This window comes from Methylophaga frappieri, from assembly GCF_000260965.1.
Classification (GTDB): domain Bacteria; phylum Pseudomonadota; class Gammaproteobacteria; order Nitrosococcales; family Methylophagaceae; genus Methylophaga; species Methylophaga frappieri.
Map to the genome: position 1 here is coordinate 1,658,072 of NC_017856.1, position 16,856 is coordinate 1,674,927.

At 46.3% G+C, this 16,856-nt stretch carries 15 protein-coding genes; 10 read left to right on the forward strand and 5 right to left on the reverse strand.

From position 1 onward, the window contains the following. Positions 1-3: 3 nt before the first annotated feature. Entirely contained in the window at positions 4-1,260 is a 1,257-nt protein-coding gene (locus tag Q7C_RS07955) for an MFS transporter (protein ID WP_014704223.1), read from the forward strand. Between the two features lie 56 nt (positions 1,261-1,316). Beyond that, entirely contained in the window at positions 1,317-2,384 is a 1,068-nt protein-coding gene (locus Q7C_RS07960; RefSeq protein WP_014704224.1) for a GGDEF domain-containing protein, read from the forward strand. A 55-nt stretch (positions 2,385-2,439) separates the two neighbouring features. Here the strand turns inward: Q7C_RS07960 and Q7C_RS07965 are convergent, their stop codons facing one another. Beyond that, entirely contained in the window at positions 2,440-3,684 is a 1,245-nt protein-coding gene (locus Q7C_RS07965; RefSeq protein ID WP_014704225.1) for a M48 family metallopeptidase, read from the reverse strand. A gap of 103 nt (positions 3,685-3,787) precedes the next feature. On the opposite strand from Q7C_RS07965, the gene orn reads away from it, so the two are divergent. From orn to Q7C_RS07985, 5 genes are all read left to right on the forward strand, one after another. Next, entirely contained in the window at positions 3,788-4,339 is a 552-nt protein-coding gene (gene orn / locus Q7C_RS07970; protein ID WP_014704226.1) for an oligoribonuclease, read from the forward strand. An 80-nt stretch (positions 4,340-4,419) separates the two neighbouring features. After that, on the forward strand, positions 4,420-4,560 hold the full coding sequence (locus Q7C_RS13520) for a DUF2256 domain-containing protein (RefSeq protein ID WP_083839455.1): 141 nt from the start codon (positions 4,420-4,422) through the stop codon (positions 4,558-4,560). Further along, a complete protein-coding gene (locus Q7C_RS07975; RefSeq protein ID WP_014704227.1) occupies positions 4,560-6,023 on the forward strand; it encodes an exonuclease domain-containing protein in 1,464 nt (487 codons plus the stop codon). The genes Q7C_RS13520 and Q7C_RS07975 overlap by 1 nt, the downstream gene beginning before the upstream one ends. Before the next feature lie 6 nt (positions 6,024-6,029). Next, a complete protein-coding gene (locus Q7C_RS07980) occupies positions 6,030-7,559 on the forward strand; it encodes a cryptochrome/photolyase family protein (protein WP_014704228.1) in 1,530 nt (509 codons plus the stop codon). A 9-nt stretch (positions 7,560-7,568) separates the two neighbouring features. Beyond that, complete coding sequence (locus Q7C_RS07985) at positions 7,569-8,966, forward strand: cryptochrome/photolyase family protein (RefSeq protein WP_014704229.1); 1,398 nt, start codon at positions 7,569-7,571, stop codon at positions 8,964-8,966. A gap of 26 nt (positions 8,967-8,992) precedes the next feature. Here the strand turns inward: Q7C_RS07985 and Q7C_RS07990 are convergent, their stop codons facing one another. The 4 genes from Q7C_RS07990 to queG all read right to left on the reverse strand — a co-directional run bounded on the left by Q7C_RS07990 (position 8,993) and on the right by queG (position 13,364). Further along, on the reverse strand, positions 8,993-9,502 hold the full coding sequence (locus Q7C_RS07990) for a flavodoxin (protein WP_014704230.1): 510 nt from the start codon (positions 9,500-9,502) through the stop codon (positions 8,993-8,995). 169 nt (positions 9,503-9,671) lie between these two features. Further along, the gene (locus Q7C_RS07995) at positions 9,672-10,109 is read right to left on the reverse strand and encodes a hypothetical protein (RefSeq protein WP_014704231.1); all 438 of its coding nucleotides are present in this window, start codon (positions 10,107-10,109) and stop codon (positions 9,672-9,674) included. A 225-nt stretch (positions 10,110-10,334) separates the two neighbouring features. After that, complete coding sequence (locus Q7C_RS08000) at positions 10,335-12,224, reverse strand: PhoX family protein (protein ID WP_014704232.1); 1,890 nt, start codon at positions 12,222-12,224, stop codon at positions 10,335-10,337. 69 nt (positions 12,225-12,293) lie between these two features. Next, on the reverse strand, positions 12,294-13,364 hold the full coding sequence (gene queG, locus Q7C_RS08005; RefSeq protein WP_014704233.1) for a tRNA epoxyqueuosine(34) reductase QueG: 1,071 nt from the start codon (positions 13,362-13,364) through the stop codon (positions 12,294-12,296). Positions 13,365-13,409: 45 nt separating this feature from the next. Here queG and Q7C_RS08010 point away from each other — a divergent pair, with 45 nt between their 5' ends. The 3 genes from Q7C_RS08010 (at position 13,410) to Q7C_RS08020 (ending at position 16,787) form a co-directional block, all read left to right on the forward strand. After that, positions 13,410-14,900 (forward strand): bifunctional ADP-dependent NAD(P)H-hydrate dehydratase/NAD(P)H-hydrate epimerase, encoded by a 1,491-nt coding sequence (locus tag Q7C_RS08010; RefSeq protein ID WP_014704234.1) that lies wholly within the window; start codon positions 13,410-13,412, stop codon positions 14,898-14,900. After that, entirely contained in the window at positions 14,900-15,355 is a 456-nt protein-coding gene (gene tsaE, locus Q7C_RS08015) for a tRNA (adenosine(37)-N6)-threonylcarbamoyltransferase complex ATPase subunit type 1 TsaE (protein WP_014704235.1), read from the forward strand. Before Q7C_RS08010 ends, tsaE begins: the two co-directional genes overlap by 1 nt. Positions 15,356-15,455: 100 nt before the next feature. Further along, positions 15,456-16,787, forward strand: a complete 1,332-nt coding sequence (locus tag Q7C_RS08020) for an N-acetylmuramoyl-L-alanine amidase (RefSeq protein WP_014704236.1) — start codon at positions 15,456-15,458, stop codon at positions 16,785-16,787. Positions 16,788-16,856: the final 69 nt, after the last annotated feature.

Here is a 16,856-nt window from a genome sequence, read left to right on the forward strand (position 1 = left end):
TTAATGCCAAAAAACATCTCGGGATTAATCCCCTTTTTATTGGTCGCCTTTATCAATGCGATGGTCGACTTGGGGCATAAAATCACTATCCAGAACACCCTATTCAAGGTGTATGATGATGCGACCCAGGTTGCGTTGACAGCTGTGGTCAATGCACTGATTTTATTGCCTTTTATTTTATTGTTTACGCCAGCTGGCTTTCTGTCTGATCGGTTCGCCAAACCCAAAATCATGCGCTGGTCAGCATGTTCTGCGGTATTCATCACGTCAATGATTACGCTTTGTTATTACCAAGGCTGGTTTCAAGCGGCTTTTGGGTTTACTTTTATCCTTGCCGTGCAAAGTGCCATTTATTCGCCAGCAAAATATGGTTATATTCGTGAAGTCGCGGACAACACGCAGTTGGCACCTGCCAACGGTTTTTTGCAGGCAACAACGATTATTGCCATCCTCACCGGCATTTTTGTCTTTACCATTTTTTTTGAACTGTTACTGACCGGACAAAGTGACTTAACTGAAACGAATGTCATTCGGCAGATCGCCCCCTTGGGCTGGTTATTAATTGCGCTGTCCCTGCTTGAATTGTGGTTAACGACGCGGCTGCCCCGTTTACCGGCTGCAAATCCCGCTTTACAGTATGACTGGCAGGCTTATCGGCGTGGCTATTTACTGCGCGAAAACCTGAAACAATTACGCCGGAGCACTTTAATCTGGAGGTGCATTCTGGGCCTGTCCGTGTTTTGGGGTGTCTCTCAAACGATGCTGGCTGTCTTCCCCGCTTTTGCCAAAATGGTTTTGAATGAAACCAACACCATCGTTATTCAAGGACTGCTCGCCTGCTCAGGCATTGGTATTATTGTCGGGTCATTACTGGCAGGGCGTCTTTGTCGGCAAGCTATTCGCTATAGCCTGATCTTGATTGGTGGTGCGGGAATGGTGATTGCCTTAACGGCTATCCCATCCATCCAGAATGTATCAGGTTATGCGATCGCAATAATTGGTTTTGGCTTTGCCGGCGGCTTGTTCATTATTCCACTGAACGCTTTGATTCAAAAAACGGCGCCCAAAGCAAAGCTCGGCACCATCTTGGCTGGCAATAACTGGATCCAGAATTTGACCATGGTCAGCTTTCTTCTCGTGACCTGGATAATAGCCAGCTATCAACTAAGCAGCACACTTTTTTTACAGTTTTTGCCTTGGTTGACGCTAATATTATTAGCCCCGATACTTTTTAAACTAAAGAAAAACATGCGGAGTTGATTTACGGGTGAAACAGCGCAATAATCCAGCGAAGCCCCAAAACAAGGAATGAATTTGTGGCAAAACCAACCTCTTTCCCGCCTGTATACACAGATGCCTTTCAACAAGCGTCTGAAAATCTGCGCCGAACCCTGCCGCTGATTAATCAGCACAAAACGCCGGTTAATCCGGTGAATTATGCGGTTTGGTATGAATATGTCTCTGGCCATAATCAGGCCTTGATTGACGCCATTGATACCCGGTTGAGTAAAGGTGAGACGATCAGCAATGAGATAAACCAGTACCTTTACGAAAAGTATGTTTTGATGGGCATGCCAGAAAAGCTGTCACAAACCAACAATGGTCTCCGTTTGGTAGTGGACAATACGATTAATTACATTAATCGGGCCGAATCCACTGCTGGAGACGTCGCCAATGACCTGCACAAACGGCAAAGCATTCTAGAAAATTGCCACGATATAGACGATATCCGTGATGTGTTAGCAAGTATTTTGGAAAATACCCGTAAGTTAACCGACTCCAGTCTGAGCCTTCGTCAAGAACTCGCCGATTCAACTCAAGAAATACTGAAGTTGCGTAACGAGCTCAATGCGGTCAAACATCAAGCACGCACAGACAGCCTGACTAACCTGAATAATCGCGGACAATTTGATAAAGAGCTGTCACAACTTTGCCAAACTGGCCAGGTTCGGTTTTCATTATTATTAATTGATATCGATTACTTCAAAGAAATTAATGACCGTTTTGGTCATGCCCTTGGCGATAAGCTGCTGCAGTATCTTGCGTCATTGTTACACAAACATTGTGACGATCTGCATATTGCTGCGCGCTATGGTGGTGATGAGTTAGCCATGCTGCTATTACATACGACTGCCGAGGAAACTCACGCTATCGCCGAGAGTATTCGGCAAAGCTGCGCCGCCAGTCGATTAAAGAAAAAGGATAGCCAGGAATCAATCGGTGAAGTCACTATCTCGATTGGTGCCAGTCTATATCAAGTCGGCGATACGCCTATCGAACTCATTGAACGTGCCGATCAAGCCTTATATCAGGCTAAGCAATCGGGTCGTAATCGCGTGCAAATCTGGCCAACATCTACCACCGCGGCAGAGCTTGAGCAATAAGCAACACCGCAAATAGCAAACCGTGAGGATGACAAGCTATCCTCACGGCACGATTTCAGACTGGATGATTTTGCAATGCAGCAATACGCATCGAAGCTGGTGGATGCGAATCATACACAGCAGACACCAACGGATCTGGCGTTAACGTGTTGGCATTCTCTTTATAAAGCGCCACTAATGCCGCAATCAGATCATCCGCATTAGCGACACTGGCCGCATAGGCATCGGCTTCAAACTCATATTTACGCGATAAATGCGTCAATAAGGGATGCAGGTAAAAGCTGAACACCGGAATAACCAGCATGAACAAGGTAAGTGCCATAGCAGCATTTTGCGTATCAACGCCGAGTCCGGTGTAAAACCAGGTTTGTGTCGAAGCCCAGCCCAACAATGCCAAGCCAACAAGACTCAGGATCGCCAGCAATCCCATATTTTTGATGACATGTTGACGGCGGAAATGGCCCAACTCATGTGCCAGTACCGCTTCAATTTGATCGGGATTCAACGTCTCAAGCAAAGTATCAAAAAACACGATCCGTTTATTATTACCCAACCCGGTAAAATAGGCATTGCCGTGACCACTTCGGCGGGACCCATCCATCACAAAAATACCCTGGCTGTTAAACCCGCAACGTTGCAACAAGTTATCCACCCGGTGGACCATCTCCTGATCTTCAAGTGGCGTAAATTTATTAAAAAATGGGGCAATAAAGGCCGGATAAGCCCACATCATGAATAAGGCAAACCCCATCCAGGCCGCCCACAAATACAACCACCAAAATTCGCCGGTACTATTCATTAACCATAAGGTCACCCAGACAACTGGCACCCCCATGACCACTAATAACAGCAATTGTTTGGCAAAATCCGCAAAGAAAATGTTCGGTGTTGCCCGGTTAAAACCAAATTTTTCTTCCATCACGAAGCTTTTATACCAGCCCGCCGGTAACTCAAGCACTGAGCCAATCACCATAAAACTAAGAATAAACAACAGCCCTGTCACAGTCTCAGAGAGTCCCAAGGCAGACCAACCTCCGTATAGAAGCGCCAAACCGCCGCCGAGTGTCCATAGCAATAAAATCACGCCACTATAAATTGCTTCGCCACGTTTGTAGCCCCCTTTTGCGACGGTATAGTCCGCTGCTTTTTGATGTGCTGATAAGCTGATTTGTTCACTAAAGGCAGCTGGTACCGCATGTCGACTGGCTAATACATGCCGTTTTTGACGCAAACTCAACCAGATCTCAATACCTGTCATCAACAAGAGCGCAAAAATAAATACCCAAGTAAATTCGTTCATTTCAATTCAACTATAAAAACCTAATTCGTGAACAGCAGAGTAGCCTTTGATACAATTTGAAGCAACAACGTTCCTTCTTCACTAGCAATATAAAGCGGAGACCATGGCCAAAAGTAAAAATAATTTGATCTGGATTGATCTCGAAATGACGGGTCTGGATACACAAAATGACAGCATCATCGAAATTGCCACTATCGTCACAGATGCCAACCTCAACATCCTTGCAGAAGGCCCTATCATTGCAATTCACCAGTCTGGCAGCAAACTGGACGGCATGGATGAATGGAATACCCGGCAACATGGCAGTTCTGGTCTGACCGAACGGGTTCGCAGCAGTACCTATACGGAAGCACAAGCAGAAGCCGAAACACTGGCATTTTTAAAACAATATGTCCCCGCCAATACCTCCCCGATGTGTGGCAACAGTATCTGTCAGGATCGCCGCTTTATGGCGCGCTGCATGCCAGAGCTGGAAGCCTTTTTTCATTACCGTAATCTTGATGTGAGCAGTCTTAAAGAACTCGCACGACGCTGGGCCCCCAAAGTCGAAAAAGCCTTTAAGAAAAAATCATCCCATCTTGCCATGGATGATATTAAAGACTCGATTCGTGAACTTCAGCATTACCGCGAATTTCTCATTAAGTTACCCGAGTAACCCCGCCAGAATACTATTCCATTCACGGCGTTTTCACACCGTAGAACTAACATTGCGCTTAAACAGAATATTTTTTGCTTATGGCGCATTTAAAACCGCATCTTCCTGAAAAACAATGTCCCATTTGCCAACGCCCATTTTCCTGGCGAAAGAAATGGGCAAATTGTTGGCAAAGTGTCATTTATTGCAGTGAACGCTGTCGACGGCAGCGACATCTATAATGGCTTTGTCGAATGGCTTCCCGGAAAAAATGGTATTGCTGGATTGTGAAACAACGGGGGCACATGCAAATCATCACCGTATCACTGAGCTTGCGCTCATCTTTGTTGAAAATGGCCGAATAACAGATCACTGGCAACAGCTTTTTAATCCGAAGCAAATTATCTCCGACTGGATTACAAACCTGACTGGCATTAGCAACGAGATGGTGGCTGACCAGCCTGTTTTTGAGATGCTTGCAGAGACATTGTTTGAAAAGCTCTCTGGGTTTGTTTTGGTTGCCCACCATGCGCGTTTTGACTACCGTTTTTTATCCGCCGAATTTCGAAGAAGCGGTATTGATTTTACGTCGCCGACCTTGTGCTCAGTAAAGTTAAGCCGGGCGCTTTATCCTAATCAAAAAAAACATGGTATCGATGCTATCGTCTCTCGATTAGGTTTAACCATAGCGAATCGTCATCGTGCCATGGACGACACTAAAGTGATTGTGTCTCTGTTTGAGCAGATAAGCCGTGATCACGATAGCGGAACTATTGCTGATGCTTGCCGACAGGTCATGCAATGCCCCCGTCTACCCAGTCAGTTGGATACAGCTGAAATCGACAAGTTGCCAAACAGTCCAGGCATATATGAGTTTTATGACGCGCAGGGCGGGCTGCTGTACATCGGTAAATCCGTCAATATTAAGCAACGTGTTCTTAGCCATTTTGCTGATACCAAAACAGCACGTCATCAAGAAATTCAGCAACAACTCGCACACATCAACTTCATTACTACCCCATCTGATTTCGGCGCGCAGTTACTGGAAAATCAGTTAATTAAATCGAAAATACCGCGTTACAACCGACGTCAAACTAAAGCCAAAAAGTTATTTCAATTTGCACTCCACAAAGATGCTCAAGGATATCAGCGCCTCAGGATCGAAATGGCTGATTTACAACAGCTTTCACAATTGTCAACGCGTTACGGCCTGTTTCGGAGTCAACGCCAAGCCAAGCAAAAATTGTTACAAATTGTGCAAGAACAACAGCTATGTCCGCAGTTAACTGGGCTCGAACCCACCCATAAAGGCACTTGCTTTAACTATCAATTAAAAAAATGTCGTGGTGCATGTCATGGCATCGAGTCCGCTAATCGTTACAACCTGCGTTTGAATATCGCGCTTTTAGGTCTTAAAAATCAGGCATGGCCCTGGTCAGGGCCTGTTATTGTGCGGGAGAAATCTGTCTCAGATGAGAGCATCGAAGTACATTATCACTTACTCGACCAATGGCTGTATCTAGGGCGTGTAAAAGATGCGCATGAGGCTCAACACAAACTCGAAAGCGAGACCAACACGCCTCGTCATTTTGATTTGGATGCCTGCCGAATTCAAATTCGCTTTTTGACTAAACTCCGTCCGGCAAACCTTGACGTTCTGACCTTGACGGCCTTTTCAGAATACGACAGCCAACCCTGGCATTAGTACGTCATGACATCACAAACGCTTTTACTGATACTCGGTGATCAATTAAACCGGAACAGCTTGATTTTTGAGGATGTCGATACAAAGACCTCACACTTCATGATGGCTGAAGTGCTGGATGAATCAAGTCGTTACCTCTCATCTAAACAACGAACCACCGTATTTCTCTCTGCCATGCGGCACTTTGCTGAAAACTGTCAAAAAGACGATCTGCCCTTATTTTATTATTCTCTGGACAAACGGTTAGCAAGTTTCAGCGATGCACTAGACCACCATCTGAAAAATACTCCCTTCAAAACCATTCGTTGTGTTCTCGCCGGCGATTATCGTGTTGTTAAAGAAATTAATCATTGGACAAATCAACACGATATTTCCATCGAATGGTTACCAGACCAACATTTTATTGCGCGCCAAGGTGAGTTTAAAAGGTGGCTTTCTGAACGAAAGCAACCTCGCATGGAATATTGGTACCGCCAGCTTCGCAAAGAAAGAGCGATTTTGATGTCAGGCCAGTCACCAGTTGGTGGTCGCTGGAATTTTGATCAGGATAATCGTCACGCTTTTTCTCAAAAAGGGCCCGATGCTCTTGCGGAGACTCATCAATTCAAGCCCGATAAAATAACAAAAGACGTGATAAAGGCGATTCATCAATATTTACCGGATTTACCCGGAGACCTTGACGAATTCAATTGGCCGGTCACACTGAATCAAGCCAAACAAACGCTGGATGATTTCATTTCACAACGACTTGCCAAGTTTGGTGATTATCAAGATGCGATGTGGCTGGATCAGCCTTTTTTATATCACTCACGTTTATCCGTTGCCTTAAATCTCAAACTCCTCTCACCTGATGAGGTTATCGATGCTGCGATTCAAGCTTACGAGCGGAACGAAGCACCGCTCAATGCGGTTGAAGGATTTGTCCGACAAATTCTCGGTTGGCGCGAATATGTCAGGGGATTGTACTGGACGCATAAACAAGACTGGCTGCAAATGAATGCACTCAACGCTCGCCGCGAACTACCGCAGTTATATTGGGATGCAAAAACCGACATGACCTGTCTGAACCAAGCTGTCATGCAAGTGCTTACTTACGGTTATGGCCATCATATACAAAGACTGATGGTTACGGGGCTGTTTTCACTCTTATGGGGCGTGAAACCCAAGGCAATACATGAATGGTATCTTGCCATGTATGTTGATGCCGTTGCTTGGGTTGAAGTACCCAATACTTTAGGTATGAGCCAATATGCGGATGGCGGTATCGTCGGCTCCAAGCCTTACATTGCGAGTGGCGCCTACATCAACCGAATGTCGAATTATTGTCAGCATTGTCGTTTTGATCCAAAACAAGCGCATGGCGAAAAGGCCTGTCCGTTTACAACGTTATACTGGGCGTTTGTTGATCGTCATCACGATCTGCTCAGTCAAAATCCAAGATTGGGCATGCAAGTCAAAAACTGGCAACGCAAGTCAAAATCTGAACAAAAAGCGATTCGTAAACACGCTGAAAAACTGCATCGTCAACTACCCTAGAGAAGCCTTATGACTAATAAACAAGCGGTTTGGTTACGCAATGATTTGCGGCTGGATGATCATCCAGCGTTAAGTGAAGCACAACAGCAAGGTCCCATTCATGTTGTCTTTGTCGCGACACCTGCACAATGGCGTCATCATAAAGAGTCACCGGCAAAATTAGGCCTGAAAGCAGCCGCCTTAAAAGATATTGCAGATAGGCTAGCCAAGCTGGGGATTCCCTTCACGATACTGGAAACTGACTGGTTTCAGGAAGTGCCGGCGCTGCTGAAAGCGTTTTGTTTAAAAGCGTCGATTCAAGCCTTGTGGTTTCAACCGGAAACCCCTTGGGATGAAACACAACGCGATGCTGCTGTTAGCGCATGTTTAGCTGATTCAGATATAGAGGTTCATGAGCTGGATTATGACTTGATTGTCGCCGCACCCGTCAAAACGCAACAAAATGAGCCCTTTAAAGTTTTCACACCTTACTACCGTCGCTGGCTGCAAATTTTGGAAGACAGTCAATCCTCCCCTTACCCTGCCCTTCAGCCTCAAGGTGAAGCTTACCAGCCAGAGAAATGGCCATATCAATGGGCGGGTGAATTTAGACACGATCTCTGGCCGGGCGATGAAGAAAATGCCTTATCACGCTTGTCGTTATTTGGTGAAATAAAGCTGCAAGATTATAAAAAGCAACGCGACATCCCGAACAAACCCGCAACCAGTTTATTATCACCCTACCTTAGCCTTGGTCAGCTTGGACCAAGAAGACTGTTAGCGACCGTACAATTTTTTTGCGGTGAGCAGAACCGAGATTGGCGACATGATGATTGGTTGCGTGAACTCGCCTGGCGGGATTTTTATCGCCAATTACTTCTATATTTTCCTCAGCTAAGTAAGCATCAACCTTTCAAACCAGAAACACAATTTGTGCATTGGCGAGAGGATGCGGCCGGTTTTGACGCATGGTGCGAAGGCAAAACAGGCTTTCCAATCGTGGATGCAGCAATGCGCCAGCTAAATCAAACCGGTTGGATGCACAATCGATTGCGGATGATTAGTGCCAGTTTTCTCACTAAACTCTTATTAATTAACTGGCGGCAAGGTGAAGATTATTTCTTAGAAAATCTCATTGACGGTGATTACGCATCCAACAATGGCGGCTGGCAATGGAGTGCATCGACGGGCGTTGATGCCGCACCGTATTTTCGGGTTTTTAACCCGACGCTCCAGTCTGAACGCTATGACCCCGATGGCAAATTTATTAAACGCTTCGTGCCTGAGTTAGCCGAGATTCCAGCATCAAAAATTCATAATCCGCCGGATGCGCTGCGCTCCGAGTGCGGCTACCCCTTGCCTGTTATTGATTACAAATCAGCACGCCAACAAGCCATTGCCGCTTTTAAGGATTTACCAGAAAAGTAAACCGCTTCCCTGCGGTTTGTAGCGTGTTAACCAAATAAGTGGGGCTTGATTTGCTCACACCACTGATTAACGCGTTGTTCAGTTAATTCCGGTTGGCAGTCTTCGTCCAGTGCCAGACCAACAAAAGATTTTTTGTCTTCAGTCAGCGCCTTGGAAGCTTCAAACTCATAACCCTCTACCGGCCAGTGGCCGATAACGGTGGCACCTTTGGCAATCACTTTGTCATGCAACATACCCATGGCATCTTGAAACCATTCTGCATAAGCAAATTGATCGCCCATTCCCACGAAAGCAACTGTTTTGTTGGTAAAATCGGTTTCATCGATTTCATCCCAGACATCTTGCCAATCCGTTTGAACTTCGCCGTAATCCCATGTTGGCAAAGCAAAAATCAGCTTATCGAAATACTCCAGCGCCGCTAGTCCAGCGTCTTTTACATCGAATAATTCGGTATTATCTTCCCCGAAGAAAGCCTGAATTTTAGCGACTGCATCTTCTGTATTGCCAGTCGTTGATCCATAGACAATTGCAACCATAGTCCACCTGATAACGTGATTAATTTGGGTGAAAATGATAATTATTAGTATCTAATAAATCAACAGAAAAGTCGCTTTCTACAGCAAGTCTGTGACTGAAATTCAATTTAAACCACTCAGCCATGCCGTTTTCAACCAGCGATCTGCCCTCAAATTTCGTTACCGATTTTTATTTGCAGCTGATCTGAAACCCATTCTCAACCCGCTTATAGTCAAACTGTTTGTCTGAGTTCTGCTTTTGATAATGCAGGTTTTCTCCGTCCAAACTTAAATCGATATAGACGGTTTGGGTATTTTCTGGCGCAGCTTGTTTGCCATTCATATTTTCCAACGTGTGCATGGTGTCAATTAATTTATCATCCTGAATTTGCCAGGCACCCAGTTCTTTCTGAACCCAAGATAAATCGTCGCCATTACACACTAAAAACAGGGCAGCATATTTATTGTCATCCATCCGCCGCATCAACCATTTCATGGTTTCACCATCTGCCTCACGCTCGTTGTACCAAGTGCCAATCAAATCCTGACTGCTAGGCGCAGCTTGGACAGATGTTGAGAAAGCAAAGCCAATCAGTAAAGATGAAAGGATGTAACGAAAATTAAACATAATAACCTCAGCGTTGATGGTTTCTAACAATAGACTTGATTTAAGCTGTCTGGTGATTGATTGGCTTCTAAATCAAAAAGAAGTTCCACCCTATGCTTAATTCACCTGCCCTACAAGCGCTTAATCTCAAAATCAGGAAAACTTCCTGTTTCAAACACGAAGCTTCTGCTCATGAAAGTTGTTTAGTCTGAGACAACAAACTATCAGATTGCCGGCAGCCGTTATTCAGGTGCCAATAATGCCGCCATCTTTTTTCGTGATTAACACCGTTGCGGAACGTGGCCGGCCCTCGGGATGATGATCAGGCCAGTTACTGACGGCTCTGGGAGTTTCCGGAGATGTTTTCAGGCCCTGATTTTTTAACAATGACAAGGTTTCACCAGGATGTTGAATATTGACCCACATGGTTTTCATATCCGGCGTCATGGCGACACCGGTGACTTCGCAGCCCACAGGTCCCGTTAAAAATCGTCGAATTTCGCCAGTTGTGGGATCTGCTGCCAGCATCTGGTTATTACCGAAGCGTTTGAATTTTCCTTGATTTAAGGCACTTGAGCTCACATCCGTCTGAATCCAGAGTACACCACGCTCATCAACGTAAAGTCCATCTGGGCAGGCAAATATCTCCCCTTTACTATCGCTCTCACCCGCCAAAACAAACACCTGCCACTGCCCAGCCAAAGCCGTCGCGTCTGTCTCACGAAGTTTGAGAATGTGACCAAAATGATTCTGGTTGCGTGGGTTCGCCCCGTCTTTATCAGGTTGCGCGTCAACACCGCGCTGATTATTGTTGGTCAATGACACAAATACGTCGCCAGAATGGGGATGGACCGTGATCCACTCCGGTCGGTCCATCTTGGTCGCTCCTAAGATGTCAGCCGCTGTGCGGGCATGCACTAACACATCCGCCTGATCTTGAAAGCCATTATCCGGCGTTAACCCCAACTCGCCAAAAATTAATGGCAACCATTGCATTTGACCATTGTCATCAAACCGGGCAACGGTTAACACGCCCTCATCGAGCAAATGACCATTTTCCACCCCTTGGCTACCATCCCACGCTTCGCGAGTCACAAACTTGTAAATATATTCAAACTGAGCATCATCACCAGAATAGAAGGCAACCCGTCCATCTCTGCCAACTTTATGCGCCACATTCTCGTGGCAAAATCGACCAAGTGCCGTCCGTTTGATCGGAATATGCTCCGGATCGTAAGGATCGAACTCAACAACCCAGCCAAACCGGTTCGCTTCATTGGGGACTTTGTCCAGATCAAACCGCTTATCAAATTGATGCCAGCCGTAGTAGCTAAACCCCAAATCATAGCGTTGCCAGCGGCGCTCTATTCGGGGCGCTTTCTCAATCATCTTGTTTCGAACAAAGTAGTATTGAAAGTTTTCCTCACAAGCAAGATAAGTACCCCAGGGTGTTTTACCATTAGCACAATTATTTAATGTACCAAGAACCACTCTGCCATCCGGGTCATCAATCGTTCTGACTAATTCATGGCCTGCAACAGGACCACTTAAATGCATCGGTGTGTTTGCGGTCAAACGTCGCGCATAAGCCGATGGCCGAACAATCTGCCAATCATGGTTCTTTTTTTTGACCTCTATCAGTGACACACCATGAGCATGCTGCTCTTTTATCATTTTTTCTGAAGAGTAAGGTGTCGCGTGAATATGACTACCGTCAATGTGAATCAAATCCAGATCCAGATATTCGTGGTTCATGACCAATAGGCCATGATCACTATTCGTCGACCCTTTCGGTAAAGGAAAATATTGCACGGCATCATGATGCATACCGGCCTGAAGCAACTGCTCCGCCGCTGTATTGCTTGCATCCTGATTAAACTCCGGCCCCGCTGACACTGGATCGCCCCAGCGATAAATCACCTCAGCCTGATACCCCGAAGGCACTTGAATATCATCTCTCAAATCGGCGCTGGCTACGGCTGCAAATCCTAACAAACGGGTCTTAGCTTGGTGCCATGTCGCCGCTCGAACCGAGACAGGCATCGCTGCGGCAAGGAGACCGCCTAGTCCATATTGCAATACTTTGCGTCGCCGAACTTGCTTATCTAATAGCGATGAAAAGAGATTCGGTGGCATACCCGTTTTCCCTAAATTAACTTCTATGGGTGATCAAAACAAAAAGCTTAACCGTTTTACGATGCGATTTTATGACATTAATTGACGCTTTAACGCCCATTCGATGTGTTCTGCAACCATCTCATTGACAATGGGAAGCCTGGCTCGCAAAGCTTGCTGTATCGGCTGACTTGGACGTGCATTACCGAGAGCAACAGCCAAGTTTCTCTGCCAGCAATCATATCCAATACGACGAATGGGGCTACCTTCCAGTTTTTGATAAAACTCAGTCTCTGACCAAGCAAACAAGTCCAATAATTGAGGAGCATCCAGATTTTCTCTTGGCTGAAAACTACTCTCCATACTGGGTTGTGCAAATTTGTTCCATGGACAAACCAGTTGGCAATCATCACAGCCGTATATCCGATTACCAATTAACGGCCGTAAAGACTCCGGAATTGCTCCCCTCAACTCAATAGTCAAGTATGAAATACAACGACGCGCGTCTAATTGATACGGCGCAACGATAGCCTGCGTAGGACAAATATCGATACAGGCTGAACATTTGCCGCAATGTGCCGAAACAGATTTCGTCAACGGCAGCGGCATATCTGTATAAATTTCACCTAAGAAAAAGTACGACCCATGTTGCCGATTCAATATATTCGTATGCTTACCCATCCAACCAAGGCCTGACTTTTCGGCCAGCGCCTTTTCCATGACCGGTGCACTATCGCAAAAAACCCGATATCCCATTTTCCCCAATAGTGCTTCCAAACTATTTGATAGACGAAGTAACCGCTTACGCATAAGTTTGTGATAATCCCGTCCTAAGGCATACCGGGAAACAAAGCCTTTTTGGTCATCGGCGATAACTGGCCATGGCGCTGCCGTACTCTCAGGCCAATAATCCATTCGCGCCGTGATAACTCGCACAGTATCGGGCAATAAAACGTCAGGACGGCTGCGCTTAACCCCATGGCGTTCCATAAAATGCATTTCGCCATGAAAGCCTCGCGCCAGCCAATCTTGAAGCTGATTTTCAGCCTCTGTTAAATTGATATCACTCACACCAATCTGTTGAAATCCACATTGTCGAGCAAGAGATTGCATCTCTTCAATTACTGCCTCAGCAGACTGTGTTGTATTAATTTGGATCATGCCAGATAGTATAAAGCAGAGAACATATTGAAAACGGAGTGCTTAATGTTGCCTTTGCCAACAGCGTTATATACGGCCGCACAGACTCGTCAAATTGATGAACTTGCGTTAAAAAACGCCGGCTTAGACTCAGCAACATTGATGACTCGAGCAGGCGCGGCAGCACTGACCTGTATCAACCGAGCTTGGCCCGATGCAAAAAAACTCCTTATTTTTTGTGGGCAAGGGCATAATGGCGGAGATGGCTACGAGCTTGCCAGCCAAGCCGCAAAGTCAGGCAAACACGTCACCTTATTGTCAGTTGGGGATCCGCGACTTGCCAGTGCTGAAGTAAAATTTTGTTATCAACAAGCCTTGGCTGCTGGCGTCAATCAGATCAGCCTGTCAGATCCCCTCCCTCAGGTAGACTGTATTGTTGACGCACTTTTTGGAACGGGTTTAAATCGAGAAGTAAGTGGCGACTACGCATTTGCAATAGACTCAATCAACCAAAGTCAATACGACGTGCTTTCACTGGATATCCCTTCTGGTATTAATGCCGATACCGGCTGTATCATGGGCAAAGCAGTTCGAGCAGAAATAACGCTTAGCTTAATTGGTCTTAATATTGGGTTATTGACTCACGATGGTCCCGATTACTGCGGCAACATACATTTTGACGATCTGAATGTGTCAGACACTATTAAAGCGCAAGTTTCTGCATTAGCGTATCACCTGACAACGCAACAGTTGTTCCCCATCTTACCGCCACGCGCCAAAAACAGTCATAAAGGTCTCTTTGGCCATGTTCTCATCATTGGCGGTAATATTGGCATGTCAGGCGCTGCATTAATCGCCGCGGAGGCAGCCGCTCGCTCAGGCGCTGGCCTCGTTACCATTGCCACTCATCAGCAACATGCCTCATTAATCAACTTACACCGTCCTGAAATTATGGTGAGTGGCATCACGCACGTAGAACAACTCCAAACACTCATTGCACGCGCTTCTGTCATTGCAATCGGTCCTGGCTTGGGCAATGACGATTGGGCGCAGATGCTATTTCAGACTACTATTTTTTCTCAAAAACCAATCGTTGTTGATGCCGATGCACTTGTTCTACTCAGCCAATTAGACTTGAAGAACGATAACTGGGTCTTAACGCCACACCCTGGCGAGGCAGGAACCCTGCTCGACCTACCAAACCGTGCTATCCAAGAAGATCGAGTTACAGCCGTAAAAGCCATACAACAACGCTACGGCGGCACGGTTGTTTTGAAGGGTAAAGGCACACTGATCGCCAATAAACCTCCGCAGCTTAGTTTGTCATCAACGGGTAACCCGGGCATGTCTAGTGGTGGCATGGGAGACTGTCTGACCGGTATTATTGCGGGTCTTGCCGCACAGGGACTACCCCTAAGACAAGCCGCTGAGCGGGGCGTATTCTTACACGGCTTGGCGAACGACAAAGCAGCAGAAGTCCGTGGCGAAAGAGGCTTGTTGGCATTGGACTGTTTGCCGTTTCTTCAACAACTGATTAATTTGCAGGGGTCGGCGTAATGTGGCTGGAAAATACCGAAGCGACAGAGAATTTTGCCTACCAGCTTGCCCAATTGATCCCTGCGGGATCATTCACACTCCATTTGCAAGGTGATTTAGGGGCCGGTAAAACCACGCTGGTGCGCAGTTTGCTCCATGCTTTGGGTCATCAAGGCAATGTCAAAAGTCCGACTTATACGCTGGTTGAGCCCTATCATATTGCTGAGAGACAGGTTTTTCATTTTGATTTATATCGTCTAGCTGATCCGGAAGAACTCCTATATTTGGGTATCGAAGACTATTTAAGTCAATCGGCCTTACTGCTAATCGAATGGCCGGAGCAAGCTGGTGACTTGTTACCCCCTCCGGATATGATCATTCAACTGCGTTATCAGGCAGATGGTCGCCAACTTGAGCTAAAAGACCAGTCAGCCCGCGGCAAAGCAATCTGCGAAAAACTTCACAATCAAGTATAGATTTACAAGCTATCTTGTTTAAATATATGAAAAAAGCTTGATTTTTTTGTTTGACCATTTCACACTTACCCCTAAGTCAAACTCACACGGAAAAAACGCAATGCGGATGCTGTTGATGACAATCTGTCTCAGTTTGCTGTCATTGTCGGTTTCGGCAGCGACCGTAGAGCAGATCCGACTCTCTCATGGAGAGGATGTCACGCGACTGGTTTTAGATATGGACGAGTCCGTTGACTACAAAACCTTCACGCTGGACAATCCGCCGCGTCTAGTCATCGATGTCAGCAGTGGAAAAACCAACAAAAATCTGGCGATGCCTGAACTTGAGCAAAGCCATATCAAAAATATCCGTCAAGGGCAGTTGAACCCAACAACGCTGCGCATGGTGCTTGATCTCCACCAAGAAACCGCATTTACCAGTCGTAAATTGGCGCCGAGTGGCGACTACCCGCACCGACTGGTCATTGATCTGGCTGCCAGTAAAACAACGCTGCCAAGAACTTCAGACCCGATCGAGACACCTGAAAAATTGGCAGCAGTCACGCCGCCACCGCTGACCGATACTGTGATAAAAAAAGCCCCCATCCTGCCTCGTCGCGATATCGTAATTGCCATTGACCCCGGACATGGTGGTCGTGATCCAGGCGCAATTGGACCCAGTGGTACACGTGAAAAAGACGTAGTGCTGCAAATTGGCAAACGACTGGAAACCCTGGTCAACAAAGAACCGGGTATGCGTGCTTACATGACCCGCAGTAAGGATGAATTCATTACTTTGCGTCAACGTATTCTTAGAGCGAAGCAAAATGGTGCGGATATGTTTATCTCAATTCATGCCGACGCATTTACCAATAGAAATGCACGTGGATCTTCGGTATATGTGCTATCAGATCGCGGCGCCAGTAGTGAAGCCGCACAAATCTTAGCCGATCGCGAGAATGCAGCAGATCTTTACGGCGTCACACTTGAAGACAAAGACGATGTGCTGGCATCAGTACTACTGGATCTGTCGCAGACAGCCAGTCTGGAAGCCAGTCTGGAAGTCGGAAACTCGGTGCTCAGCGGTTTAAAACGCGTTGGCAGAGTGCATAAAAAGCAGGTTGAATCCGCATCTTTTGTGGTCTTGAAGTCACCAGACATTCCTTCCGTATTGGTTGAAACGGCTTTTATCTCTAATCCTACAGAAGAAAGTAACCTGAGAAACGCCAATCATCAGTATAAATTGGCCGCCGCAATGATGTCGGGTATTCGTGGGTATTTCAAACGCAACCCCGTCACTCGGCCAGGCCAGACACAACAACACATTGTGAGTAGTGGCGACACATTGAGTGGCATTGCCCAACGCTACCAAGTCAAAATGGCTGAATTGAAATCCAATAACAATCTGCAAAGTAATACTTTACGTATTGGTGAAGTACTGCAAATCCCCTAAACCTCAACGCGATCCTGCACCGCTGAACTGACCTGAGGCTCGCCGCTTCGGAGCAGATTATCCAAGGTA

Coding starts and splice junctions, on each gene's coding strand:
- Q7C_RS08000 (WP_014704232.1), bottom strand. CDS start 12,224: ATGCCACCGAATCTCTTTTCATCGCTATTAGATAAGCAAGTTCGGCGA.
- Q7C_RS07985 (WP_014704229.1), top strand. CDS start 7,569: ATGACTAATAAACAAGCGGTTTGGTTACGCAATGATTTGCGGCTGGAT.
- Q7C_RS07955 (WP_014704223.1), top strand. CDS start 4: ATGCCAAAAAACATCTCGGGATTAATCCCCTTTTTATTGGTCGCCTTT.
- Q7C_RS07990 (WP_014704230.1), bottom strand. CDS start 9,502: ATGGTTGCAATTGTCTATGGATCAACGACTGGCAATACAGAAGATGCA.
- orn (WP_014704226.1), top strand. CDS start 3,788: ATGGCCAAAAGTAAAAATAATTTGATCTGGATTGATCTCGAAATGACG.
- Q7C_RS07980 (WP_014704228.1), top strand. CDS start 6,030: ATGACATCACAAACGCTTTTACTGATACTCGGTGATCAATTAAACCGG.
- queG (WP_014704233.1), bottom strand. CDS start 13,364: ATGATCCAAATTAATACAACACAGTCTGCTGAGGCAGTAATTGAAGAG.
- tsaE (WP_014704235.1), top strand. CDS start 14,900: ATGTGGCTGGAAAATACCGAAGCGACAGAGAATTTTGCCTACCAGCTT.
- Q7C_RS07975 (WP_014704227.1), top strand. CDS start 4,560: ATGGCTTTGTCGAATGGCTTCCCGGAAAAAATGGTATTGCTGGATTGT.
- Q7C_RS13520 (WP_083839455.1), top strand. CDS start 4,420: ATGGCGCATTTAAAACCGCATCTTCCTGAAAAACAATGTCCCATTTGC.
- Q7C_RS08020 (WP_014704236.1), top strand. CDS start 15,456: ATGCGGATGCTGTTGATGACAATCTGTCTCAGTTTGCTGTCATTGTCG.
- Q7C_RS08010 (WP_014704234.1), top strand. CDS start 13,410: ATGTTGCCTTTGCCAACAGCGTTATATACGGCCGCACAGACTCGTCAA.
- Q7C_RS07965 (WP_014704225.1), bottom strand. CDS start 3,684: ATGAACGAATTTACTTGGGTATTTATTTTTGCGCTCTTGTTGATGACA.
- Q7C_RS07995 (WP_014704231.1), bottom strand. CDS start 10,109: ATGTTTAATTTTCGTTACATCCTTTCATCTTTACTGATTGGCTTTGCT.